Here is a 23,797-nt window from a genome sequence, read left to right as displayed (position 1 = left end):
AGGAGAATTTATTTATGAAGTCAACCTGGAACTTGGTCGGGATGGCGTTATGGGCGATCGTTTTAATTTACGGTATTTGGATGGTTCATGACATGCGAGTTCGGCGGATTAAACTGATTGTTACCGAAAAACGTAATTTCTCATGGCGGAATTTAGGAAAATCAACGCTTGAGTTAGTCGTCTTCTTGGTAGCCTTCATTGCAATGGCTAAGGTAACGTTTTTTCAAGACGTCAACCAGTTAAGCAAATCAGCTGTGAATACGTCGTATCAATTTGAACCGTTAGTAATTGATTCTGATGGCGATCACTCTTATTACGTTCAAGTCAAAAATGCCGGTAACAAACGGCCCATTCAACAATATACTTATCTAGTTAACGGAGAAAAGTATCACGTTGATAGTTTGAACGCTACCATTGTGATGGGTAAACACAATACTAATGTTCAATCCTCAGCTTACGATTGGGATCAAAAGCAATTAGATCATCTTGATATCCGCTATCAAAAAGCTTGGGTGGGCACGGTAACTACCACCTATAAGAAAACGTTCTTAAACGGAATTGGCTTACACGCTGGTCGCCAAGCTAATCGCTTTAGCTTAATTCGAATTCCGGATAAATCATTTATGAATACAGAGAACTAAGACTAATGAGTAATTAAAAGCACTTAAGAAATCAGATTGACTTCTTAAGTGCTTTTTTAATTACATTAATTCTGCATCGTCTGCGGGAATAAGGTGAAGTAACTTAGCTGCGATAAAATCTGCGGTTTGTAGATTTAAGTCGTTAACTCCCGGACGGGGGCTTAAGGTGGTGCTCCAGCGAAGACTTTCTAATTGTAATCCCCAAACAAAGACGTTGGGCAAAACTTGTCCGGTTGCAGCTACCACTTGATCACTATTTTGGGTTACGGAGACAGCCGGCAATGGCATAATTTTACCTTCATGGATAATGGTTGTAGGACTTAATAGGTTATTACTTACCATGTCTTCTAATAATGGGTTAGAAGTGGTTAAAATTGATGGCTTAGGAACTCGAGCCTCTAGAACAATATCAGCCGCAAAGACATCGTTATTGCGAGGGGTAATAGCTACAAAGCGGCCGTCACGGCCTTCGATTTCCATATCTGGAGCGGTAATTGTAACAATTCCAGAACGCATTAATGCGGATAGCTGAGCTGTTCGTAAAGCTGGTGGTCCAACGGATAAGAAGTTGTTGGTAGAGTTGTAATTTGATAAGAAACGGTTAACGTATTCATCATCGGTAAATAGTCGCCGATTAATAATGGAACGAATTACGTCACGAAAATCACGAAGTAACTCTAATGCTGAAGTGATGGGTCCGGTTTTAGAACCTAATTCTGCATCGTTAGTAATCCAATCAATCCAACTAATTAATTCATTTTGGTATTCCACCGTAGAAACGGAGCCTTGGTTACCAACTGGATGAATGATACGATCCCAATTCCAGACGTCTCCTGGTAAAATGCCAAAATCAGCAACTACAGCTTGACGATTTTCGTTTTGAATAAAAGCAGCTTTAAACTGACTAGCATTTTGAGTAGGGTAGTGGGTGTCAATGAGTGCCATATAGTAAGCAAGCTCAATATCCAAGCGTAATAATTTAATAAATTCATCATAAGGTAGATGACCGTCAACTAAGGCTGATTGGATATTTGCCTCTGTTAAAAAGCTAGGACGGACTTTTTCGCCATATCCCTTTTGACTAATTGCTTTAGGGTAGTAAGGAATGCTACGTTTAGAACCGGCAATGATTCGTGGTTCTCGTCCAGATGGTTGGTAAACTAGGGTGCCATCACTATTTTGCATGTAGTGACCCCCTCGACCCAGTGTTAATTCTGAAACATAATCGAAAAATGATAGTCCGATTCCCCGTACAATTACGTTTTCATTAGCTGGGATTTTGCTTAAATCAACGTCTGCAGGACTGGTAGGGGGAGTATAACTTAAATTATGTTCATTAGCGTACAGCGCCAACGTTTGTTCTGCTTCCGTTAGGTAATTCTCTTGTTGACCCAAACTAATGGTGACGGAATCAACCATGTATTCTTGTTCACTGGTAGTTAGCGTAATGGAACTATTTTTAAGACGGTCTAATCGAACTACTAGCTCTTGGTGGAAGTTAATGTGTACGTTAAATGGCAGTTGCGATAGTAATTGAGCATAAAACCATTGAATGTAGGCGCCAAACAAAGCTCGCGGAGCATAGTCCTTAGGACCCAAGTTTTGAGCAGCGGTAATTAATTCTGAAGCTAGTTTATTTTCCGTTAAGTAATTAGTTGCTAAGTCACTAGTAGCCCATTCGAATAAAGATGGACCGTCAAATACCGGACTGGAGAGAGTGACTGAGGCGTCGGTGAATAAAGTAACCTGATCAGCAGGGGTGTTCATAATTAAGCCTGGCCATTGATCAAGTTTCCAAACCCGGCCGCCAATCGGATACGAATCAAATAATTCGATGGTCAGTGGCTGTTCCTTATCGGTTCTGTTTTTATATTGGTTAATTAAAGCGGAGATGGTCAAAACCCCACGAGGTCCTGCGCCAATAATTGCAGTTTTCATTATAGATACTCCTAATTTAATATTCTTTGGGATCTACCTGATTAGGACCGAATTGATCCATATCAGCATCCCGAAAATCCCACCATTCATTTTCGTAACCGACAAAGCCAGCGGCTTCCATTGCGTCGGTGAGAATGTGATAATTTTTGTCAATTTGTTGAGTCCGAGGAGCAGTCCGTTTAGCGGCTGCCGTAAAATCATCAAAGGCAGTTGGCATTTCTAACTCGTTACCAGCCAAGTCGGTGAGGGTAACATCAAATGTAACTCCTTTTTGATGACTAAAGTTGGGATCTGGCTCCGCTACCCAAGTAGGATCCGGATAAACCTCAAATAAATGTTTTTGTGCATAAACGGGACGGTAGGCATCCCAGATCTTGATTCGGTAACCTTGACGTTTTAAATTATCACTAGCGACTGCCAATTTCCGTACTGTATCTTCTCTGGCAATTGCTTGATCAAAATCATAAATGACTTTTCCAGTGAAATTGTTGGTAGTCGCATAACGAAGATCCACAATTACATCTGGAGCAATAGTTTTAACGTTTAGGTAGCCTTGATTAAATTTATTATTCATTATAGTCCTCCGATGGTGTGGGCTGTAAATTAAATTTAATTATATCGTCAACTATTAGCGTCATAATTGCAAGTCATCAGCGAAAAAAAGTTAAAAATGTTAGTATGGTAACAGAAGAAGGGAGACTGATTATGTTAATAAATTTACCAACTACCCCCATTGAATTTCAAGAGGCATTAGCTGTACAACGAGTCCACGAACCGGAAACGGATGAAAACCAATTTTTTCAAACGGTTTTAACCGAAATCTTTCAACGGTATTTAGATTACGCTGAAGAGGGCCACTATGATACAGTACGGTTTAACGACGGTAATCTAGAAGTAATCGGGGTGACCGGCAAAATTTCTAACGTTATTAAACCTAATGGCGAAAGCTTTTTGGCCGATTTTAATACAGATGCTGATAAATTATTGACCTTTTTAGAAGATCAAGCTGGTAATATCGCAATGCAACAATAAGTCGTGAATTGAAATTTGGAATTTAATTTGCTATGATAGACCTTGTAAGGCGTCCTTAGTGTAATGGATAGCACATGAGATTTCGGTCCTCATGATCCGAGTTCGATTCTCGGGGGACGCATTGGCAGGGGCACTAAATCAGAACTAATTATGTTGTGATTTAAAAAAAGCTGGAAACTATTTAGTTTCCAGCTTTTTGTTTAACTTAAAATGAATGAACAATCATTTCAATTCCAAATGTCATGAACAAAACGGCAATCATGAACGATAAGGAAATCATTGATAATGCTGGAGAAAGTAACAAGAAAATCCCCAAAATAATTCCTAAAATAGAAATAATAATATCCCAAATATATAGACCGCGGTTGTCGTCTTTAATAAAACTAGCGGCCCATAAAGTAGTAAAAGAATCTGTTAGAAACATAATGGCAAAAGCGATGGCCACGAATAAAAAGCCAAAGACATTATTAAATAGCATCAATCCTCCGATAATAATATCTAAAATGGCGTTAAAAGTTAGCCAACCTTTACTTTCCGCGTAAGGTCTGACACTAAATAATTTGTATAACCCGACAATAATTGATACGATTCCGGCGATAATGACAACTGATCCGAAAGTAGATAGTGGATTTCTTAAGCTAATAATAGAAACGATGACACTTAAAATCCCAATAACTAATTCAAACGGATCAAATCCATTCATTCGTTCTTGCATGTTGATTCCCCCAATCAAACCATTTTTAATAATTAGGTTATGATAACCCTCTAGTCCAATATACTACATAGATAACTAATCTGAGAAAATAATGCTTAAAAATAAAAAGAGGAACTCAATAACAAGTTCCTCTTTGTGCTTAGCGGTCTTCTTTCATAACGTCCTTGACCATTTCACCTAAAGAAGCGATGGGGCGTTGTAGCACAGTTGCCAAATCATTGGTATCCTCTGATAATTCACCAGCTCTAATTAAGTCTTGAATAGCTAAGATGGTTGCGATGGACTGGTCATCTAGTTGATCTTCAGATCTAAGATAGTCAGCGTATTCTGCATCCGAAACGCTTCTAACATGGGCGTTTTTAGCGGCTTGTTCACTCACCACAGCTCCTAGCTCTGAAAAGGTGTGACTAGGACCGGCAAATTCGTATACTGATTTAGGATTATCGGTAGTTAGTACTAGCGCAGCTGCTTCGGCATAGTCTTGTTCTAATGCCCAGCCTACTTTACCATCACCAGCAGAGTAGATAAATGGTTTGCCTGCGTTGACGGCTAAAATTAATCCTAGTTCATTTTCTAGGTACCAATTATTTCTTAAAAAACTGTGGGCAATACCAGTTTGCTCAATAGCAGCTTCCGTAGCCTTATGATCGGCAGAAAGTGGGGAAGTGGCTTTATCAGCATGGGGAAAACTGGTGTAGGCAATAAAGCTAACTCCAGCTTCCTTTGCAGCATTGACTACGTTAAGGTGTTGTTGTAAGCGGGGAACGGCTGCTCCTGGTTGTGAGGAGATGAATAGTAATTTGTCTACGCCGGTTAACGCAGTAGTTAATTGCTCTGGATCAGTATAATCAGCTTGGCGAATAGTAACCTCAGCTGGTAATAATTCTTGAGCCTTGCTAATGTTTCTAACAATGGCGACGACATCGCTGGCATTGACTTTAGTTAATAAGGTGTTAATAGCATGTTGGCCAAAGTGGCCAGTGGCACCCGTGATAGCATATTTCATAATACGGACTCCGTTTCTATTCGAATTTAAGGCTTATGTTTATGATAACGTCTTTTACAAGAGGTGCAAGAAATTGGACTTATCGTTAGTAAAAAAGGCAAGACAGACGATCGGTTATCATCTGCTTGCCCTTTTATTTTGCACTTTGGATTGGTTCATTATTTAGATCAGTACGAACTACAATAACATCACAGGTAGCGTTACGGTTAACAAATGCTGTAACAGAACCTTCAACGACTCGTTGCAAACGTCCCATTCCAGTAGCTCCCATGACGATTAGATCACTATGGTAGTCCTTAGGAAATTCAAAACTAATAACGGTTTTAGGATTACCAAACCGAATGTGAATATCGGCATTTAGTTCGGGATATTTCTTTTGTAGGTCAGCTAATTGTTGCTTTAAATAAGCAGTGCTGTCATCAACGAGATTGTTAATAACATCACCATCTACCAAGCCACCATAGCTATATCCGTATTGGGATGTGTTTAAAACCATCAAAATATCAAGGTGGCCTTTATTGGTAACAGTAATTTTGGCACCCTTTTGTAGCGCCATTTCTGCCTGTTTTGATCCATCAAGGGGAACTAAAACATTGGAATAGTGAGTGTTCATTTGCAAAACCTCCCGGACTCATTAATAAGTATATTATATCACTAACTTTAGTTTTTCTGAAATTTTAAATTTTAGTTACGAGCCGGAATAATAAACTCAGCCGTGTCTAAAATATGTCCCTGCATTTGGTGCTGCAGTTCATTTAACCAGAAGCCATTTTCTAAATCCAAACTAGTATCGAGCGCAAAAACCATTAACCGGTAATTGTGTGGCTTGTTAGGTGGTTGTGGTCCGTTATAACGGAAGGCGGTTATTGGATTTTGATTTCCCACTAGGGAACCAGCAGTGCTGTTGCGTCCCTGAACCATTGAAACTAGGGGATTTTGACTATTGTCAGCTGGAATATCAGTGACTTCTGCTGGAATGTTAGCTGCAATCCAGTGAATCCAAGGGAAGCCACTAACTGGGATTGCATCCCAATCTAGTAAAGTTAACGCCAAAGTTTTCGCTTTCTCAGGAGTATCACTGATATGAATTGGAAAAGAAACAATGGGAGTATTATCGATTTGATTAGCCGGTGTAGCATATTTGGAATAACGATCGGCCAATTGGCCAGCTTCGAGTGGTACTTGAATTTTCATATAAGGTACCTCCTTAACATCTAATCCTATTATAATCCAGATTGTGGCTGGGCTCTAATATTTAACTTGAAAAAGTAAGGTTAAGCTAATAATAACTAAAAAAGATGACCAGGTACCTATTAGGTATCTAGCCATCTTTTAATTATTTTAAAAACCTCAAGACGTAGTATCCCTGACCATTAGCAGTAATTGTATAGTCGGAATAACCAGCTTTTAGCCATTCAGTTTTAGTAGCATTAGCCCAATTTTTGGCATCAGCAATCGTACTAAAAGTATGCGTTTGACTAAATGGATCAGTTACTGGAGCAGCCTTACTTTCAGGTACCTGTTTAGTAGGAGTATTGTCCAGTAACGTCTGTTCCTGTGATTGAGCACTTTGATTTGATTCTTGATCAATTTGTTTTTGTAAGTTAGTTCGTTGTTCGCTCGTTAAGCCGTCATTATTTTGTTTTTTTAGTTGACCGCGGAATCGTTCGACTTTATCAGCAGCCGCATCACGATCTGCACTTTTTTTGGTAGCCGCCGTAATTTTATCAATTTGGCGTTTAGATTTTTGGGAGACTACTGCAGTATTAGCTACTGGATGGGCATGATTTTGCCACAAGTTAATACCATAAACGATTCCTAGAGCAATCGCAATGATTAGAAATCCGATCCACCAACCATGCAGATAATTCGTTGTTTTTCTGCGATGTTGGCCCTTACGTTGTGCATCGGTGTTAAAGTCATAGGTCTTATACTGAGGTTTATCATCTGAATTTTTCAATTTTTAATCCCTTACTTTTCAATGACACTTAAACACTACTGTAATTGTTATTATACCAGAAAATGGATAAAGACGAAAATTTACTAAAAGCCTTGACAGCTAATCACCGGATTCACTATACTTACTCCAATAACTAATCTTTAACTTGGTCCAGAGAGGCCAGTAAGATCTTTGCGAATCGGTTAGACGGGAAAAGTGTAATCATCACCGTACTGCGTCCGCTGCTTACTGGCAGCGGGCGCTTTTTGATTAGTTAAAAACTAGTGGGGTGACAATATGGCACAAAATTCTGATTTTCATGACGATTCAGCACTTTTAGATATTCACGATAAGCCTAGTCCGTTAGCATGGGCGGGATTGTCCTTACAGCACATGTTTTCCATGTTTGGTTCAACGGTGATTGTTCCCTTGTTGGTGGGTTTGAGTCCTAGCATTGCCTTATTTTCATCAGGAATTGGAACGCTGTTACATATTATGATTACCCAACGTAAAATTCCCGCTTATATGGGGTCGAGCTTTGCGTTTATTACTCCAATGTTGGCTTTGATGAAAACCACGGGCTACCCAGGAATTGCTCAGGGGGTAATCGGCGTGGGCCTGGTTTATCTACTTGTAGCCGGAATTATCTGGGCAGTAGGAGCAGACTGGGTAGATAAACTTTTACCACCGATTGTGGTGGGACCCATTGTCATGGTAATTGGTCTGTCACTGGCGGGTAGTGCTGCTACTGACGCAATGATGAAAAATAATCATTATGATCTTACTTATTTCTTGATTGCTTTGGCTACGCTGGGGTTGGCGATCTTCTTTAACATGGCGTTTAAAGGTTTGATTGGGTTGATTCCAATCTTACTTGGCATTGTTGGGGGGCTATCTTATTTCGATTGCTTGTGGAATCGTTGATTTACATGCCATAGCTGTCGCACCTTGGTTTAAGTTGCCACCGTTTGAAGTACCGGGACTTTCTTATCCGTTTAAAATTGATTGGGGCGCCATCATTACCATCACTCCGATTGCCTTTGTGACGATGACCGAACATATGGGGCATATTATGGTGTTAGATGAACTCACCCACCGAAATTTTTTCAAGGATCCTGGGCTTAACCGAACGTTAGCTGGAGACGGGGTGGCTTCACTAGTAGCGGGGTTAATTGGGGGACCAGCAGTTACTAGTTATGGTGAAAACATTGGCGTAATGGCGATTACCAAGGTACACAGCGTCTATGTTTTGATGGGGGCCGCGGTATTTGCCATGTTGTTTGCCTTTGTAAACAAGCTCAATGTATTAATTATGCAAATGCCATTGCCCGTCATCGGAGGAATTAGCTTCTTGCTATTTGGAACGATTGCCACCTCTGGTATTCAAGTGATGATTGACCACCATGTTGATTTGGGGAAAAAACGCAACTTGATGATTGCTTCTACCACTTTAGTAATCGGAGTAGGAAACGCATACTTGCAGCTGGGGAGTTTCCAATTTACTGGTCTGGCACTAGCTACCATTATTGCTATTATTTTGAACCTGATTATGCCTCAAGAAGCAGCTAGCGAAAAATAAAAAAGGTGACTCTAGCAGAGAGTCACCTTTTTTATTTTGATAATTATTTGGTTGTGGTGCAAAGGCGTTTGATAGCTTCGGCATAAATATCCATTGCTTCAAACATCTTAGCTAGTTCCCAATTTTCGTTAACTTGGTGCATAAAATCAGGAACTCCAGGTAACATAGCTCCATAAGCCACGCAGTTGTTCATAGTTCTGGCATAAGTAGCACCACCAGAAATTTGAGGTTGAGTTTGATCACCAGTAATTTCTTCGTAGGTACTCATCAAAGTCTTGACTAATTCGCTATCAGTTGGGACGTATAGGGGAGCAAGATAATCGAAGGTTTCATAAGCTAGTTCATACGGAGCGATTGCTGTCCGTAATTGAGCTAATAACTCATCGCGATCGATAGTTACTGGGATTCGCATATCTAGTTGCATCTTAGTTTCTTGGGGACTAACAGTTAAAGTAGAAATGTTAGCGGTTAGTTGACCAGATTGTTCGTCTGCTACTTTGCCCAAAACGTTTTCGCCAGTAGCATCTTCTTTGAAGAGCTTACCAATGAAATCTAGGGGTTTAGATGGAAAGACTTCGTCTAATGCCATAGCTAATCTTAAGACAGCGTTAGTTCCTTCTGGTGCATTCATCGCGTGGACGGATTTACCAGTAACCGTAATCCCACCGTCAGCATTATCAACAAAGTCAAAGTGGTACCTAGTGAGTGCATCTTTAACTTCAGCTAACTTAGGACCGTTATAGCTGGCCTTAGCAGGAACAGCGTTAAATGGATTTTGCATTTCCAACGTAAATTCTGAGCTACCAGGACCAGTTAAGTAACCTTCTTCAAGGCCTTTTTCCGCATAGATTAACGGAAATTCCGCATCGGGAGCAATTCCTAAATCAATTGGGGCTTCTTTTTGGTTATAAACGGCAATCCCACGCCAGAGATTTTCTTCATCGGTCCCAAAGATAAACCGAATCCGGTGGTTAAATTGGTAACCAGCATCCATTAGGGCTTTAACTGCAAAGATAGCTGCTATTGAAGGGCCTTTATCGTCTTGAGTTCCCCGACCATAGATATAACCGTCCTTAATGGTAGCTTGATAAGGATCACTGTCCCAATCACTGGCGTCGCCTGCAGGCACTACGTCAACGTGACCAATAATTCCGAAAATTTTGTCGCCCTCACCAATTTCAGCGTAACCATAATTACCGGCTGGGTCACGGTAGGTTTTAAAGCCAATTTCTTGGCAAATAGCAAGAATTTCGTCTAAGGCAGCGGCAATCCCAGGACCAAACGGAGCCCCAGCGGCACTATGATCTTGGTCTAAATAAGATGGGTGTTGAACCATTCTTTTTAACGCTTCAATTGCTTGTTGCTGTTGTTCTTCAGTTACAATTTTGTCCATTTGATAAGCCTCCTAAACGTCTAGATAAAGGTCATGATTGCTAGAAAGGCAACCGTAGAAATAAATAAGTAGATCATTAATTTAAACATGAACTTCCACCAATCGGTGATGTTCACGTGAGCAATGGCTAAAGCTCCTAGAACCACCCCGGAAGTTGGAGTAATCAAGTTTACCCAACCTGAGGCACTTTGATAAGCAGTCACTACTAAGCTAGGATCAACGCCAGCAAACTTACCCATTGGTCCAATAATTCCCATCGTAGCTGCTGCTAATCCAGAAGTGGATGGAATTAAGAATGACATTGGGATATAGAAAATGAAGGTTACGATAATAAATAATGCTGACCCTAAGTTGGAAAGACCGGTTTCACCCCAGTGAAGAACGGTGGCAGTAATGTTACCGTCGTTCATAACCACTTGGATACCACGAGCAACAGCAACGATGATAGCAACTCCCAAGAAGTCGCTCATCCCGTTCATGAATGATTCAATAAAAGTAGCTTCTTTCATCTTAAAGATAAACATTACTAACACTGCAGCCATTAAGAAGAGGGTAGTAATTTCGGTAAAGTACCAGGAACCAAATGGGACAATATTGGAACCGATGATATCGCCGATTACTGGCAAGTTTTGTAGCCATTTAGCAAAGTTGTTAAAGAATGTCCACTTAGGATTAATACTGTCCCAAGGAACTAAACCTAAAATCATGATAAAGAAAGTGAGACCAAAGATAGTTAAGACGGTCTTTTGGCGCCCAGTCATGCCTTCTTGATCCACATTTTTAGTATCTAACGCAAATCTCTTGAGATCATCTTCTCGTTGGTTGTAAATGTAAGACCGTTTGGGGTCCTTTTCAACTTGAGAAGCATAGTGATAAACATAAGCAATACTAATTCCAACGGAGATTACTAATAGGACGATCCGTGATAGTAAGCCATCACCCGGAGAAATATTCAGGGATTGTGAAGCTACACCGGTGGCAAATGGATTAACAGTAGATGCTAAACAACCTACTTGAGAACCCACTAGCGCAATGGCAACTGCGACTAGCGAATCAAACCCAACGCTAATCATTACTGGGATTAATAGGGGATAAAAGGCAATTGTTTCTTCAGCCATCCCATAAGTAGAACCACCAATTGCAAATAAGATCATTAAAATAGGAATAAGCAATTTTTCACGACCCTTAAAGCGGGTAACAATTGAAGCAATTCCGTCATCTAATGCTCTAGTTTGATTGACAACTCCTAAAAAGCCACCAATCACTAAAATAAATAGCGAAATCGAAATAGCTCCGTCAGTTTTATCGTTTCCAATCATTCCGTAAATGGGAGCGGAGAAAACGTCTAAAATTCCCTGAGGGTTAGAGGCAACCGACTTATAAGTATGGGCGATAATGTTGCCAGCCTTATCTGTGGAATAAGAACCCGCCGGAATAATCCAAGAGAGCAATGCAACGAAAATAATAATCAAGAATAAGATTGTGTACGCCGAAGGCATCTGAAACTTCTTCTTGGTTTTCTTAGTATCATTTTGCATGGTGTCACTTCCTTTACTAATTATTAATACATACTATAAACAATAAATATGGTGAAATGATGAACTTTCGCAGAAAATAAATAATAATGAGATTAATTTTTATTATTTTTCCCTGTTAAAATCATTATAGCAATAGTGCCCAACGGGTTCAATGAAAGCAGTACCAATGAAATTACTAAAAAAGACCGCCCAATGGTGGCAGTCTTGCTCAGAAAATATTTATTAATCAGCTAAATCACTAAAGTAATCATAAAGCTGTTCTTGGGTTAAATCTTGTTTAGCTTGTCCGTTGACGTCAAAGACAATCTGGCCGTGGCTTAATACAATTAACCGATTACCAGATTGAAGGGCATCAGTTAGGTGGTGAGTAATCATTAAGCAAGTAAGCCGTTCTTCGGTAATCCGTTGGTTGGTGATGCGCATTAAATCAGTCGAGGTTTTAGGATCTAAGGCAGCGGTATGTTCATCTAACAATAAGATATCTGGCCGCTTCACCGTGGCCATTAAGAAGCTAAGGGCTTGGCGCTGGCCACCAGAAAGTTTACCGGTTGGAGTATTTAGGCGCTCATGAAGATCGTTAGGCATAGTAGCCGTTAGTTCCTCAAAAGAAGGTAGTTGTTGCTTGAGCTTTCTAGGAAGGAGAGTTCTTCGCTGTCCCCGTTTTTGGGCCAGCAGTAAGTTTTCTGCTACCGTCATTCGCGGAGCCGTTCCCATCTTGGGATCTTGAAAAACACGACTTAAAAAGCGGGTCCGCTTTTCGACGCTTAAGTGGGAAATATCTTTGCCATTAAGCAAAATTTGACCGCTAGTAATTGGCAAATCGCCGCCGATAACGTTGAATAAAGTAGATTTACCAGCACCGTTGGTCCCAAGGACGGTAATAAAGTCGCCTTGATTAATGGTTAAATTGAGGTGATCCATAATGTTTAGTTCTTCAGCGGTTCCCGCATTTACGGTTACCACCACGTTTTTTAGTTCTAGTAATGGAGTGGTCATTTTACTTACCCCCTTTTAAGAACGTGTGTCTAAGTCTAAAGCGACTTTCCATCGCTGGGACCATCATAAAGATTGCTAACACGATAGCTGAAATCAAATTTAAATCATTAGCATTAAAGCCAAGGGTTAAGACAATTAAAATCACGAAACGATAAAGGATACTCCCGAGGGTAGTAGCAATTAAGCGTTGATTCATCGTTAATTCTCCAAATACCACTTCGCCAATAATAATCGAAGCTAATGCCACCACGATCACGCCGATTCCCATGTTGACGTCGGCAAAACCGTTGTTTTGGGCAACTAAAGCGCCACCTAAGGCAATTAAACCATTAGAAACCCCGACACCCATGATTTGCATGTTGTCAGTACTGATACCTAAAGATTTGGCCATGGTTGGATTATCACCAGTGGCGATAAAAGCTTGTCCAAGGTTAGTTTGGAGAAAGTAAATAATGATGGCGGTGATAATAGCGATGATGATTAAGCCCAAAACCACACTATTAAAATATGGTGGTAATGAGTTTAGGAACTGACCATTGAATAGAGTGTGTTTGCCGTATAGGGAAAGGTTAGCCCGGCCCATAATTCGTAAATTAATAGAATACGTAGCGGTCATTACTAAGATTCCGGCTAATAAAATGGGAATTTTGCCCTTGGTGTAAAGTAGTCCAGTAGCTAGGCCGGCTAAAGTACCGGCGCCAAAAGCTAACAGGGTAGCTAAAATGGGAGATACCCCGTGAGAAACGGCAGCGGCACACACCGCAGCCCCCAATGGGAAAGTGCCTTCTACGGTCATATCCGGAAAGTCTAGAATGCGAAAGGTTAAGAAGAGGCCTAACCCAATGACGCCCCAAATGAGGCCTTGGCCGATTGCAGATACGATTATACTCATTTGATTAGTTCTCCCTTCGTTTTGGCTTCTTGAATTAAGTTAGCAGGAATATTAATACCTAGCTTCTTGGCTTGCTTTTCGTTGATAATCAGTTTACCGGTGTCGACAAATTGGATGGGTGTGGTGGCTGGATTAGCCTTACCCTTTAAAATTTTGGCGGTCATTTTACCAATCGCCACTCCGGTTTGGTATTGATCGACACTATAAGTAGCTAGGCCCCCGTTTTTCACCATGGTATCCACAGCTGGGAAAACCGGAATCCCTTGTTGATCAGCGGCAGCGGATAGGGTGCTCATAGCCCCGGCGATGGTGTTATCGGTGGGAACATAAATCGCATCCACTGAGCCAGCTGCTTTTTGAGCTACTTGATTCAAGTCATTAGAGTTGGTGATGGAGTAGGCTTTATATTGGATGTGCTCTTTTTGACACATTTGAACGAACTGTTTGTATTGGGCTACGGCGGAATCATCGCTGGAGGTGTAAATGATGCCTAGTGTTTTGAGCTTAGGCATTAATTGTTTGATTAATCCTAGTTGCTGTTTAAGGGGTGCTCGATCAGAAACGCCAGTGATGTGGCCACCTGGGCGTTTATTATTTTGAACCAAACCAGCACCCTTAGGATCGGTAACGTCTCCTAAAATTACCGGACGATTAGTGATAGTGTTGGCTAATGCCTGAGCCGCTGGGGTAGCAATTCCAATTGAAATATCAGTGTCTTCATTTTCAAACTTGGTGCTCATGGTTTTCAGGTTACTCTGATCATTTTCAGCGTTTTGAAAATCAATCTTCAAGTTCTTACCTTCGGTGTAGCCGCCGTCCTTTAGGCCGGCAACGATTCCCTTATGAATGGCATCCAAGGCGGGGTGAGACATTAACTGTAAGATCCCAACTGTGGGAGTTTTGTTAATTTGTTGAGAGGAAGTGGGTTGTTCTTTGACAAACGCTACTCCTAAAAATACTAGTAGGATGATGATAAGGCCGTACATTCGTTTCATAGTTTTTTCTTCTTTCTTTTCAAAGTGGGTGATCAAAATTCAGCGAAAAAAACGAGCAATCCAGCCGGTGGCGGAATTGCTCGAAAAAAAGCGGCCAGCCGGATTTCATCCGACCAGCCTTAGTTAGTGAAAGATTACCGGCTCGGATGCGTTTTTGATCGCAACAAGATCAAGCCGCATCCGAATCGATGTGACTTGTTACCGGCTTTGCCAAGTTTGAAGTACATAACAATTAGTCATAGTAATCTTTCCTTTCGTGTGAGAATATTTTAATATTAAGCTAGTTAGGTACCATTCGTCAACCAAAAATATTTACAAAGGGGAATTTAAGATGGCTAATCGAACGTTATTACGGGTCTTAGTGCCAGAAATGTCGCACAATCAGACGGGAAACGTTGCAACACTAATCCAAAGATATTTATGGCAGAAACAAGTGGCTGGCTTAACGGTCAGAAGAAGCTTGACTGGGTTAGCAGATTATACAGCTCGCCAAGATAATGTTTTAGAAGATTCTGCTTTTAATAACGATCCATTGATTTTAGAAGCCGTCTTACCCAATGAGCAACTAGTTCAAGTGCTGCCAACCATTAAATCGATGGTGGAACGTGGTGAAGTTACAACGATACCGGAGGAGGCGGATGACAAATTGAAGAATAATCTTAGCGATTACATGAATGTCAAAATTTTTATGAAAAACGTTAAGCAAAGTGACGGCAAAGCTGATTTAGATGTTGTCTTGAATACGTTGCAAGAAGCCGGAATTGATTGGGTTTCGGTGACTAAGGGAATCAAAGGCTTTGGTAAGGAACACAAACAATATAGCCCCAAGTTTTCATTTAGCAAAAACGTACCGGTGGTGATTGATATTTTTATGACCGAACAACAAGCTCAAACTCTGTTGCCGAAGTTAGAAACCGCAGTTACCGAGGGCGTGGTATTTAAAACTAGCGCTAGTTTAGTAATTAAAAATGAAGGAGAGAAACATTAATGAATTACTTAGCAGTTGCCTGCTTTGCTTTTTTTGGTGGCATCACTCGCTATGGAATTAGCCTGTGGTTAGCTCCAACGCACGGTTTTCCGGTAGCTACCTTAGTGGTGAATTTAGTGGGCTGTTTTTTGTTAGCGTTTATTAGTCACTATGTTGGTGAAGTTAGCAAGCTACCTAGCAGCGTAGTGGTAGGTATGGGGACTGGTTTTGTCGGCGCTATGACCACTTTTTCTACCTTTAGTAACGAAACACTACAAATGTTTTTACACCACCAGTATGGGTTAGCATTTATATATGATGGCATTAGCTTATTTGGTGGCCTACTAATTAGTTGGGCCGCTATTTGGCTTAGCCGCCGATTAGTAGAACGGAGGCGACCGGTATGAACCTATTACTAGTTGGTGGCGGTGCGATGGTGGGGGCTAGCGCTCGCTACGGTATTTCTAACTTGGTCAAAAAGTACATCTTAATTACCTTTCCGGTAGCAACATTGGTGATTAACTTACTCGGCTGTTTTTTGATGGGGTTATTACTAGCGCAAGGTTGGGGCGATTCAATTTGGTTACTGCTAGGGGTGGGAGCCTTGGGAGGTTTCACTACTTTTTCGACGTTTATGAATGAAGCGGCGATGCTGATCAATGCTAGAAGTTGGGGCCGCTTACTTGCCTACCTTGTAATTAGTTATGTAGGGGGCTGGAGTTTGTTGTGGTTGGGGTTACAGATTTAGGTAGTGATGTCGCTGGACGCAGGTTCGATTCCCGCCGACTCCTTTTTACTATCAAGTTTTCCTATTGCATCATTGCTTATTTTTATTTGAACTAGGTTCCTTAAATCATTATCATTAACCGTGGAGGTGATTTCATGCAACATACAGAAATCGAATTGAATCGCGAACAAGCAACATACTTAGATTTATACTTAAACAATACTGAAAACCGATTACCACTAATTTTTATCGTACCTGGTGGGGGTTACAAACAATTTCAAGCCAAGGACTCTGCGCGCGTAGCGTTGAGCTTTATGACAAAAGGCTATCAAGCCGCTGTTATTCGTTATCCTATTGGTGATCATAAAAACTATGCGGACAGCAAAGCAACGGTAGCCGCTGCAGTACAATATGTAGTGGACCATGCTGCAGAACTTAACGTGGATACCGATAAACTAGGTATGTTAGGTTTTTCTGCTGGTGGTCAGTTAGTTGCTGAATATTCTACTCATGCTAACAACGCTTTGAAGTACGTTTTATTGGGTTACCCAGTAATTGCGCCTACCTTGGATGAGGGCATGGGCGTCAAATCTGAAGATGTGAACGCCTTAGTTACAGAGCAAACTTTACCAACCTTTATCTTTGGTTCTATTAATGATACGGTGACGCCTTATACCCAACACATTGGTCCATACTCTGAGACTTTGGCTACTAATCACGTACCGTTTGAATTGCACGAATTTAGCACCGGTAAGCACGGCATTTCCTTGGCTAACGAGTACGTTGCGGATCAAAACGCCGGAAAAGTATATCCAGAATTTGCTAGTTGGTTTGAAATGGCACTAAATTGGTTGCAACATTATACTAATGAATAACGAATATCAGGCATTAACATTCGATGCGGAGTTAACTGCTGAACAACAAACGACGCTAAAACAAATGATAACTTTTACCCAAACGGCAATGACTCAACCTGAGCACGCCGTTTTTGTGCTTCAAGGTGAAGCAGGAACCGGCAAAAGTGTACTGTTAAATCACTTTTTCGCCCAAATGGCTCAAAAAGTTGAAGCGCCACGCTTTTTGGTTAATCATCCGGAGTTATTAAAAGTTTATCGGCAAATTGCCGGAGCAACCCCGGGACTACTAAAAAAATTCTTCGAACGGCCGACTACGTTTATCAACAAAGCCCATAAGCAAAATACACAGGTAGATTTAGCGGTAATTGACGAAGCCCATTTACTGTTAAGCAAGGCTGATCATTATAATAATTATTACGGCAATAACCAATTGGCTGATATTATTAACCTAAGTCACGTTACCATCTTGGTATTTGATCCGGAGCAGGTATTAAAAACTAAAAGCTATTGGACGACTAAGCAACTTCAGCAAGTAATTGGTGAGCGTCCACAACAGTGGGTGCAATTGCAGCAGCAGTTTCGATTGCAGGCACCGGTAGAATTATTGAACTGGCTCAATGATTTTGTCAGTGGTGAAATAATTAAGCCAATAGAGCTACCAGCAACCGATTATGATTTTCGGGTGTATGACGATGCTGAAGCAATGCGACAACAAATTGTGGCCAGAAACCAAGAAGTTGGTATGGCTAGAATTACGGCCACCTCTGGTTATCCTTCCACTTTAGATGGGGGTAAACACTATATTACTGAAGGGCAGTTTAAGTTGCCCTGGGATCAATACAACTTTACGAGTATCCCGTGGGCGGAACAGCCTCAAACAATTGACGAGGTGGGAAGTATTTATACCGTTCAAGGATTTGATTTGAGTTACATTGGCATCATCATCGGACCGCCATTTTACTTAACGGCTGATAAACGCCTCGGGGTTAATCCAGAGTTAGCAACAGACGTTGAGGTTTTCAAACATCGAGCAGACTTAAGCGGAACTGACTATGAAAATAGTAAAGTAGCCCTTTTACGTAATTCACTGAACGTACTACTAAAGCGGGGTGTGAAGGGAACTTACTTGTATGCTCATGACCCTAAATTAAGAGATTGGTTAAACCAATAAGAAAACGCCTCCCGTTAAACAGGAGACGTTTTTTAAATTACCGTCAGCAAGTTATTCATAATGTGTAAGGCGGTGTTAAACCGAATGTCTCTAAATCGTAAGTAGGTCAAGCCTAACAGCCACCCCATTGCGGAGTACATTAGCAGCGTCGAGTCAAAACTAGGTTCGTGACCTAACCCAAATAATAGGCCGCTAACCAAAATACCAAAGAAGTTGTTCCATTTTGTATTTTTGGCGAAGAAATAGTTTAGAAAAATTCCTCGAAAAATTAATTCCTCAAAGAACGGTGCCACCGCAACGGCAAATAAATTATTCCAAAACGGCATTTGATTAGCTGCGACATCTACCGCTTGCTGATTAGCAGGAAATTGTAAAATTCCTAAGGTGATCAGTAAGCTCCAAATGTACTGCAAAACTAACATAGCGGCAAACAGCAAAAATAACCGACTAACTTTTTGCCACGTAATTGGATATTTACCGAAATTACGTGGATTATTAGCTTGAAGTTGGACCCAGTAACGCCAGCCAATAAAGCCTAGAGAAATAGCACTAGAAATTAGTCCAATTCCCAAAAACTGGGCCATTCGATCGGGCTGATTCGGAAATTCACCAGCTATTGAAATTAACGTGGACGATAGTAGGTAAATAAATAAAAAGAATAGCCATTTAACAATTTGACCACCCTTTAAGAAGAGATATCGCATAATTACCCCTTTTGCGCGTAGGTATTGATGGTAATTAAATTATCGTCTAAGTCAGCTACGACAATAGCAGTAGCGTCTCGGCCCATTACTTTGACTGTGTGCGCGGGTTGCTTGATATCCACGCCGTAATTAGCTAAATGGGACTCAAGAGCTGCCACTGAATCTTTGGCTACCACACTGAATTCAATCGGATTAACAACTTCTTGGGGACTAAAAATCAATAATTGCTTGGCTAGACGAGCAGCTTTAACGTCGTCTGCCAGCTCTAAAATAGGCAGATCAAAGACTTCATGGTAAAAGCGGAGACTAGCTTGTAGGTTAGAAACAGGTAGGTTTAGAGCTTCAATTTCTCGAATATTCATATTAATTCATCCTTTTTGCTTAATAAACTCCATTATATACTCTTTGGGAAAGGTTTGTGAATGGTTCTAACTTGACGTGGCGTTGAAAACAGTGTAGCGTGCTTACATGTATGTTTACGAATAGAGAGGGATAAAAAGTGCCATTATTAACAGTATCAGACTTAACGATGAGCTTTGCAGAAAAGGATCTGTATGCTGACGCAGAATTTCAACTAGAAGCTGGCGACCACATGGGAATTGTGGGCCAAAACGGAGTTGGTAAATCCACGTTGATTAAGATAATTACCGGAAGCGAATTGCCACTTAAGGGCCAGATCAACTGGCAGAAAAACATTAAAATTGGTTATTTGGATCAGTATGCCGATATTGAAGAAGATTTAACTTTGACTCAATTTTTGCAAACGGCTTATGCAGATTTATTTGAACGAAATGAACAATTAACTGAACTATATAATCAATACGCCGAAACAGGTGAAGAAAAATATCTGGATCGTGCGGGGCAAACTCAAGAATATTTGGACGCCCACGGCTTTTATGAAATTGACACTGAAATCGAACAGACCATTACCGGGTTAGGATTAGATAGTATCGGCCGAGATCAACTGGTCGGTGAGATGTCTGGGGGGCAACGGTCTAAGATCATTTTAGCGAAAATGATCTTGGCCAGTCCGGACGTTATTTTACTTGATGAACCAACAAACTATTTAGATACCGCTCAAATCGAGTGGTTAATTGATTATCTTAATAGTTTTCAAGGTGCCGTTATGGTGGTTTCTCATGATTATGACTTCCTAGAACAAATTACCAACTGTATCATTAACGTGGCGTTTGGCAAGATTACCAAATACCGGGGGAGTTTTAAACAAGCTATGCGGCAACGAGCAGAACGTGAAGAATTCCAACAACGTCAATTCGACAAGCAACAGGTTGAAATTGAAAAGGCAGAACGTTTCATTCGGAAAAATAAAGCCGGTTCTAAATCCACGATGGCTAAATCACGGGAAAAGAAGCTGGCGAGAATGGAACGGGTTGATCCACCTTCGACTAACATTCAGGCTTCATTTAACTTTCCTTATGCAGATACCGGCTCGCATAATGCCTTGACGGTAGAGGAATTGTCGGTTGGTTATAATAAGCCGTTGCTAGCACCAGTGACGATTTCGATGTCATTAGGTGAAAAAGTAGCGTTTGCTGGTTTTAACGGAGTTGGTAAATCAACATTGATTAAAACCATCCTGGGTAAATTACCATCTAAGGGTGGGAGTGCTGAATTTTCACCTTCTGCGGTAATCAACTACTTCAGTCAAGAATTGGATTGGGAAAATGATGCTATGACGCCCATGGCAATTATTGCTGATGCTTTTCCTAAGCTACAACAACGGGCGATTCGGACAAAGTTGGCTCAGTGTGGGTTGGATTCTGAAAATGCGATGAAACCAATCGGTCAACTATCTGGTGGTGAACAAACCAAGGTGAAGTTGGCAATGATGGAATTTACGCCTAGTAACTTCTTGATCATGGATGAACCAACGAACCATTTGGATGAAGAAACCAAAGAAGCTTTGAAGCGGGCCTTGCAACGATTTGAAGGTAATCTGATCGTGGTTAGTCATGAAAGTGGCTTCTACGAGGGAGTTGTAGATAAGATTTTAAACGTCGAAAAATTAAGCTTGAAAAAATCAGAGTAAATAAAAAGACTTGGAAAAATTCCAAGTCTTTTTATTATGCTTTGGCCTTGCCAAATTTTAAGTACAACCATGGACCAATTGGTTGAATTAAACTAATAAGTAACCAGGTAGTTCGGTTGCCTCGACGAAACGAAGGGGCCTTAATAATATCAGCCCAAGCTATGAAAAGAGCAGTGAGTTCAAAAGCTACAAATGGGGCCAACATTTGTTTTTGGTCGGAAGTTAAGTTTCTTTTTTTCATGTTACCGCCTCCAATATTTAATTGTCCCTAGTATAACCGGTTTATTTTTAAAAATCTGGGGTAAAATTAAAATAAATTTTTTTGGGTAATTTTGTAAGCATCTTCAGTTTTACTTTTACGAAGCAAGAAAATGGTAATAACGATGTATAAAATCCAAAGAATGATAAATGGGGCAACTGATTCGTTATGCATTGCTAAGTGACCGTGAGAAGCAATAGTGGAAATATAGTCGTTGGTACCATGAAGTATCATTGGTAAAATTAAACTGCGAGTTCGTAGATAAAGGGCAGCTAAAACTAACCCAACGGCAAAAGCGTTTGATCCTTGCAATAAAGTTGCTTCAAGTGGTTGATCAGCAAGATTAACCATATGAGCCATCCCGAAGGCAACGCTAGAAATTAAAACGGCATACCAGATTCCCCGATGACCATTAAAATGGGTTAATGATCCTGGTAATAAAATTCCTCTAAAAATTAATTCTTCCGTAATTCCAGCACAAATCCCAACAATAATTGCACTTTTAAAATTAATAATATTATTATTCTTAAAAGTTATGAGAATTGCTTCAAGTATAAAAATTAGCGGTATGATACTTACTGCGATAATGCTTTTACCAGAAACATCTGATTTAATGTGAAGAGGTTGTTGAACCCACAGATGATTAATGATTAATGTTAAAGTAACAACTACAATTTCTTGAGCAATTAAGTCCCCTATAACGCCCCAATTTTTAGGAAATAATGGACTAATAATTACTACAGTACCAATAAAGATAATGAAAACAGTAAATAATTTGAGCCAACTAGTTTGATAATCAGCTTTTTCCATATGTAATTCCCCCTAAAACAAATAATGCTACTAAACTAAGTATAGAACAAATTAAAAGTAATGTAGGATAAAACGCTCAACTAAATGAATGTCGACTAGTAAGAGGGAAAGGGCTCTTGATTAGTGAAACGATCATAAAATGAGATTAGTTATAATTTAATGGTTGCAATGAAATGGGAATATGATAAGATAATATTCAACAAAATAAAAACGTATGAGAGACAAGTACATTAGGCAGGCACTATCAGTGAGATGGGAACTAGTGAAAACCCATTTAGTTGCGGCTTAATCGAATAACACTCTCTAAGTTTCATACTGAAATGCGAATGCAAAGTAGGTGTTGACGTCGTCGGAACGTTACTACCGGAGCGTATGTTAGTACGTATTAGAGTGTCTTGTGTATGCAAGAAACTTGGGTGGTACCGCGAAAAGTCTTTCGTCCCTTGTCAGAAGGGATGAGGGGCTTTTTTATTTTGTAAATTTAAAAAAAGGATCTGATATTATGCCAGTAGTTATTCCCACCGATTATGATGCTAAACTTTCTCCACGTGAAACCCAAGAGGCGATTCGCTTCATCCGCGACACATTTCAAAATGAATTTGGCAAGCAATTAAATTTATCCAGATTATCTGCACCAATGTTTGTTGATCATGATACTGGATTAAACGATAATTTAAGCGGTACTGAAACACCGGTTAACTTCACAATGGTGGGGTTGCCTGGTCATCGAATTGAAATTGTTCATTCCCTAGCCAAGTGGAAACGCATGGCTTTAGCCAGATTTGGATTTGGAATGCACGAAGGTTTATACACTAACATGAATGCAATTCGGAAAGACGAAGATTTAGATAACTTCCACTCCATCTATGTTGATCAGTGGGACTGGGAAAAGGTAATTGCCAAAGATGAGCTTAACGAGCAAACCTTACGTGCAACGGTCGAACAAATTTTTCAGGTAATGAAACACGTAGAAAGCGAAGTAGCTAGTCAATATCCAGCCGCAGTTCATCACTTACCAGATCAAATTCATTTTGTTACCACGCAAGAATTGGAAGACCGTTGGCCAGATAAAACCCCGAAAGAGCGTGAAAATGCCATTACCAAAGAGTTAGGTGCAGTTTTTCTGATGCAAATTGGTGGCTACCTTAAATCTGGTGAAAAGCATGATTTTCGAGCTCCAGATTATGATAACTGGGAGTTAAACGGGGATATTTTATTCTGGTATGAACCATTACAACGGGCCATTGAAATCTCTAGTATGGGAGTTCGAGTGGATGAAGAGACTTTATTAAAACAATTGAAGCTCTACGATGCTGAAGATCGAATTCAATTTCCGTTTCATCAAGCTTTGTTGAACGGCAAATTACCGTACACAATTGGTGGCGGCATTGGCCAGTCTCGGGTGTGCATGCTCTTGCTAGGTAAAGCGCACGTAGGTGAAGTGCAAGCTAGTATTTGGCCCCAAGCAATGATTGATGAATGTGAAGCAGCAGGAATTCATTTACTCTAAAAAAAGAGATAGCTAGAAAGCTATCTCTTTTTAGTATGCTGTGAATTTATCGAATCCAGCTCACACTTAACGTGTTCC

25 protein-coding genes, 1 tRNA gene, 1 pseudogene and 1 other annotated feature are annotated in these 23,797 nt (G+C 40.5%); of the genes and pseudogenes, 11 read left to right on the top strand and 16 right to left on the bottom strand.

Annotated features, from left to right (window positions below):
• The first annotated feature begins 14 nt into the window (after positions 1-14).
• A complete protein-coding gene (locus FC56_RS07345) occupies positions 15-641 on the top strand; it encodes an LVIS_2131 family protein (protein WP_054670483.1) in 627 nt (208 codons plus the stop codon).
• A 60-nt stretch (positions 642-701) separates the two neighbouring features.
• Here the strand turns inward: FC56_RS07345 and FC56_RS07340 are convergent, their stop codons facing one another.
• Both FC56_RS07340 and FC56_RS07335 read right to left on the bottom strand, forming a co-directional pair.
• A complete protein-coding gene (locus tag FC56_RS07340; RefSeq protein ID WP_056978687.1) occupies positions 702-2,579 on the bottom strand; it encodes an FAD/NAD(P)-binding protein in 1,878 nt (625 codons plus the stop codon).
• Positions 2,580-2,595: 16 nt separating this feature from the next.
• Positions 2,596-3,153 carry a M15 family metallopeptidase gene (locus tag FC56_RS07335; RefSeq protein WP_054670487.1) on the bottom strand — a complete coding sequence of 186 codons (558 nt, stop codon included), beginning with the start codon at positions 3,151-3,153 and terminating at the stop codon, positions 2,596-2,598.
• 131 nt (positions 3,154-3,284) lie between these two features.
• Between FC56_RS07335 and FC56_RS07330 the strand changes: the two genes are divergently transcribed.
• The gene (locus tag FC56_RS07330) at positions 3,285-3,611 is read left to right on the top strand and encodes a hypothetical protein (protein WP_056978685.1); all 327 of its coding nucleotides are present in this window, start codon (positions 3,285-3,287) and stop codon (positions 3,609-3,611) included.
• Positions 3,612-3,660: 49 nt separating this feature from the next.
• Positions 3,661-3,732: transfer RNA gene (locus tag FC56_RS07325), tRNA-Arg, on the top strand.
• Between the two features lie 84 nt (positions 3,733-3,816).
• Here FC56_RS07325 and FC56_RS07320 read toward each other — a convergent pair.
• The 5 genes from FC56_RS07320 to FC56_RS07300 all read right to left on the bottom strand — a co-directional run bounded on the left by FC56_RS07320 (position 3,817) and on the right by FC56_RS07300 (position 7,292).
• On the bottom strand, positions 3,817-4,326 hold the full coding sequence (locus FC56_RS07320) for a DUF308 domain-containing protein (RefSeq protein WP_056978683.1): 510 nt from the start codon (positions 4,324-4,326) through the stop codon (positions 3,817-3,819).
• Between the two features lie 139 nt (positions 4,327-4,465).
• Positions 4,466-5,332, bottom strand: a complete 867-nt coding sequence (locus FC56_RS07315; RefSeq protein WP_056978681.1) for an SDR family oxidoreductase — start codon at positions 5,330-5,332, stop codon at positions 4,466-4,468.
• 133 nt (positions 5,333-5,465) lie between these two features.
• Entirely contained in the window at positions 5,466-5,945 is a 480-nt protein-coding gene (locus tag FC56_RS07310; protein ID WP_056978679.1) for a universal stress protein, read from the bottom strand.
• Between the two features lie 71 nt (positions 5,946-6,016).
• Positions 6,017-6,526, bottom strand: a complete 510-nt coding sequence (locus FC56_RS07305; protein WP_056978678.1) for a YbhB/YbcL family Raf kinase inhibitor-like protein — start codon at positions 6,524-6,526, stop codon at positions 6,017-6,019.
• Positions 6,527-6,668: 142 nt separating this feature from the next.
• Positions 6,669-7,292 (bottom strand): hypothetical protein, encoded by a 624-nt coding sequence (locus tag FC56_RS07300; protein ID WP_054670497.1) that lies wholly within the window; start codon positions 7,290-7,292, stop codon positions 6,669-6,671.
• A gap of 276 nt (positions 7,293-7,568) precedes the next feature.
• Here FC56_RS07300 and FC56_RS07295 point away from each other — a divergent pair.
• Positions 7,569-8,850: pseudogene (locus FC56_RS07295) on the top strand (uracil-xanthine permease family protein).
• Positions 8,851-8,893: 43 nt separating this feature from the next.
• On the opposite strand, the gene FC56_RS07290 reads toward FC56_RS07295, so the two are convergent.
• The 5 genes from FC56_RS07290 to trpX all read right to left on the bottom strand — a co-directional run bounded on the left by FC56_RS07290 (position 8,894) and on the right by trpX (position 14,664).
• Positions 8,894-10,243 (bottom strand): M20 family metallopeptidase, encoded by a 1,350-nt coding sequence (locus FC56_RS07290; protein WP_056978677.1) that lies wholly within the window; start codon positions 10,241-10,243, stop codon positions 8,894-8,896.
• A 20-nt stretch (positions 10,244-10,263) separates the two neighbouring features.
• Entirely contained in the window at positions 10,264-11,781 is a 1,518-nt protein-coding gene (locus FC56_RS07285) for a YfcC family protein (protein WP_056978675.1), read from the bottom strand.
• Positions 11,782-12,003: 222 nt separating this feature from the next.
• Positions 12,004-12,777 carry an ABC transporter ATP-binding protein gene (locus tag FC56_RS07280; protein WP_056978673.1) on the bottom strand — a complete coding sequence of 258 codons (774 nt, stop codon included), beginning with the start codon at positions 12,775-12,777 and terminating at the stop codon, positions 12,004-12,006.
• A 1-nt stretch (position 12,778) separates the two neighbouring features.
• The gene (locus tag FC56_RS07275; RefSeq protein ID WP_056978671.1) at positions 12,779-13,669 is read right to left on the bottom strand and encodes an ABC transporter permease; all 891 of its coding nucleotides are present in this window, start codon (positions 13,667-13,669) and stop codon (positions 12,779-12,781) included.
• The gene (gene trpX, locus FC56_RS07270; RefSeq protein WP_056978669.1) at positions 13,666-14,664 is read right to left on the bottom strand and encodes a tryptophan ABC transporter substrate-binding protein; all 999 of its coding nucleotides are present in this window, start codon (positions 14,662-14,664) and stop codon (positions 13,666-13,668) included. Before trpX ends, FC56_RS07275 begins: the two co-directional genes overlap by 4 nt.
• Positions 14,665-14,995: 331 nt before the next feature.
• Between trpX and FC56_RS07265 the strand changes: the two genes are divergently transcribed.
• The 5 genes from FC56_RS07265 (at position 14,996) to FC56_RS07245 (ending at position 18,386) form a co-directional block, all read left to right on the top strand.
• A complete protein-coding gene (locus FC56_RS07265; RefSeq protein WP_056978667.1) occupies positions 14,996-15,652 on the top strand; it encodes a DUF190 domain-containing protein in 657 nt (218 codons plus the stop codon).
• Positions 15,652-16,038 carry a fluoride efflux transporter FluC gene (locus FC56_RS07260; protein ID WP_054670512.1) on the top strand — a complete coding sequence of 129 codons (387 nt, stop codon included), beginning with the start codon at positions 15,652-15,654 and terminating at the stop codon, positions 16,036-16,038. The genes FC56_RS07265 and FC56_RS07260 overlap by 1 nt, the downstream gene beginning before the upstream one ends.
• The gene (locus FC56_RS07255) at positions 16,035-16,379 is read left to right on the top strand and encodes a fluoride efflux transporter FluC (RefSeq protein WP_056978665.1); all 345 of its coding nucleotides are present in this window, start codon (positions 16,035-16,037) and stop codon (positions 16,377-16,379) included. The genes FC56_RS07260 and FC56_RS07255 overlap by 4 nt, the downstream gene beginning before the upstream one ends.
• Positions 16,380-16,513: 134 nt before the next feature.
• Entirely contained in the window at positions 16,514-17,233 is a 720-nt protein-coding gene (locus tag FC56_RS07250; protein ID WP_056978664.1) for an alpha/beta hydrolase, read from the top strand.
• Positions 17,226-18,386, top strand: coding sequence for a DUF2075 domain-containing protein (locus FC56_RS07245; protein WP_056978662.1), 1,161 nt, complete (start codon positions 17,226-17,228; stop codon positions 18,384-18,386). Before FC56_RS07250 ends, FC56_RS07245 begins: the two co-directional genes overlap by 8 nt.
• A gap of 32 nt (positions 18,387-18,418) precedes the next feature.
• On the opposite strand, the gene FC56_RS07240 is transcribed toward FC56_RS07245, so the two are convergent.
• On the bottom strand, positions 18,419-19,090 hold the full coding sequence (locus tag FC56_RS07240; protein ID WP_056978660.1) for a CPBP family intramembrane glutamic endopeptidase: 672 nt from the start codon (positions 19,088-19,090) through the stop codon (positions 18,419-18,421).
• 2 nt (positions 19,091-19,092) lie between these two features.
• On the bottom strand, positions 19,093-19,452 hold the full coding sequence (locus FC56_RS07235; protein ID WP_056978657.1) for a VOC family protein: 360 nt from the start codon (positions 19,450-19,452) through the stop codon (positions 19,093-19,095).
• Positions 19,453-19,619: 167 nt separating this feature from the next.
• Here FC56_RS07235 and FC56_RS07230 point away from each other — a divergent pair, with 167 nt between their 5' ends.
• Complete coding sequence (locus tag FC56_RS07230) at positions 19,620-21,140, top strand: ABC-F family ATP-binding cassette domain-containing protein (RefSeq protein WP_056978881.1); 1,521 nt, start codon at positions 19,620-19,622, stop codon at positions 21,138-21,140.
• 34 nt (positions 21,141-21,174) lie between these two features.
• On the opposite strand, the gene FC56_RS07225 is transcribed toward FC56_RS07230, so the two are convergent.
• Together FC56_RS07225 and FC56_RS07220 are read right to left on the bottom strand one after the other, a co-directional pair.
• Positions 21,175-21,381, bottom strand: coding sequence for a PLDc N-terminal domain-containing protein (locus FC56_RS07225; protein WP_056978655.1), 207 nt, complete (start codon positions 21,379-21,381; stop codon positions 21,175-21,177).
• 66 nt (positions 21,382-21,447) lie between these two features.
• Positions 21,448-22,209, bottom strand: a complete 762-nt coding sequence (locus tag FC56_RS07220) for a CPBP family intramembrane glutamic endopeptidase (RefSeq protein ID WP_056978653.1) — start codon at positions 22,207-22,209, stop codon at positions 21,448-21,450.
• A 204-nt stretch (positions 22,210-22,413) separates the two neighbouring features.
• Positions 22,414-22,656: a binding site (T-box leader), on the top strand.
• 55 nt (positions 22,657-22,711) lie between these two features.
• Between FC56_RS07220 and asnA the strand changes: the two genes are divergently transcribed.
• Positions 22,712-23,719, top strand: a complete 1,008-nt coding sequence (gene asnA / locus FC56_RS07215; RefSeq protein WP_056978651.1) for an aspartate--ammonia ligase — start codon at positions 22,712-22,714, stop codon at positions 23,717-23,719.
• Positions 23,720-23,797 lie beyond the last annotated feature (78 nt).

This window comes from Lentilactobacillus senioris DSM 24302 = JCM 17472 (genome assembly GCF_001436555.1).
GTDB lineage: Bacteria > Bacillota > Bacilli > Lactobacillales > Lactobacillaceae > Lentilactobacillus > Lentilactobacillus senioris.
This window is presented reverse-complemented; position numbering and strand designations above follow the sequence as displayed.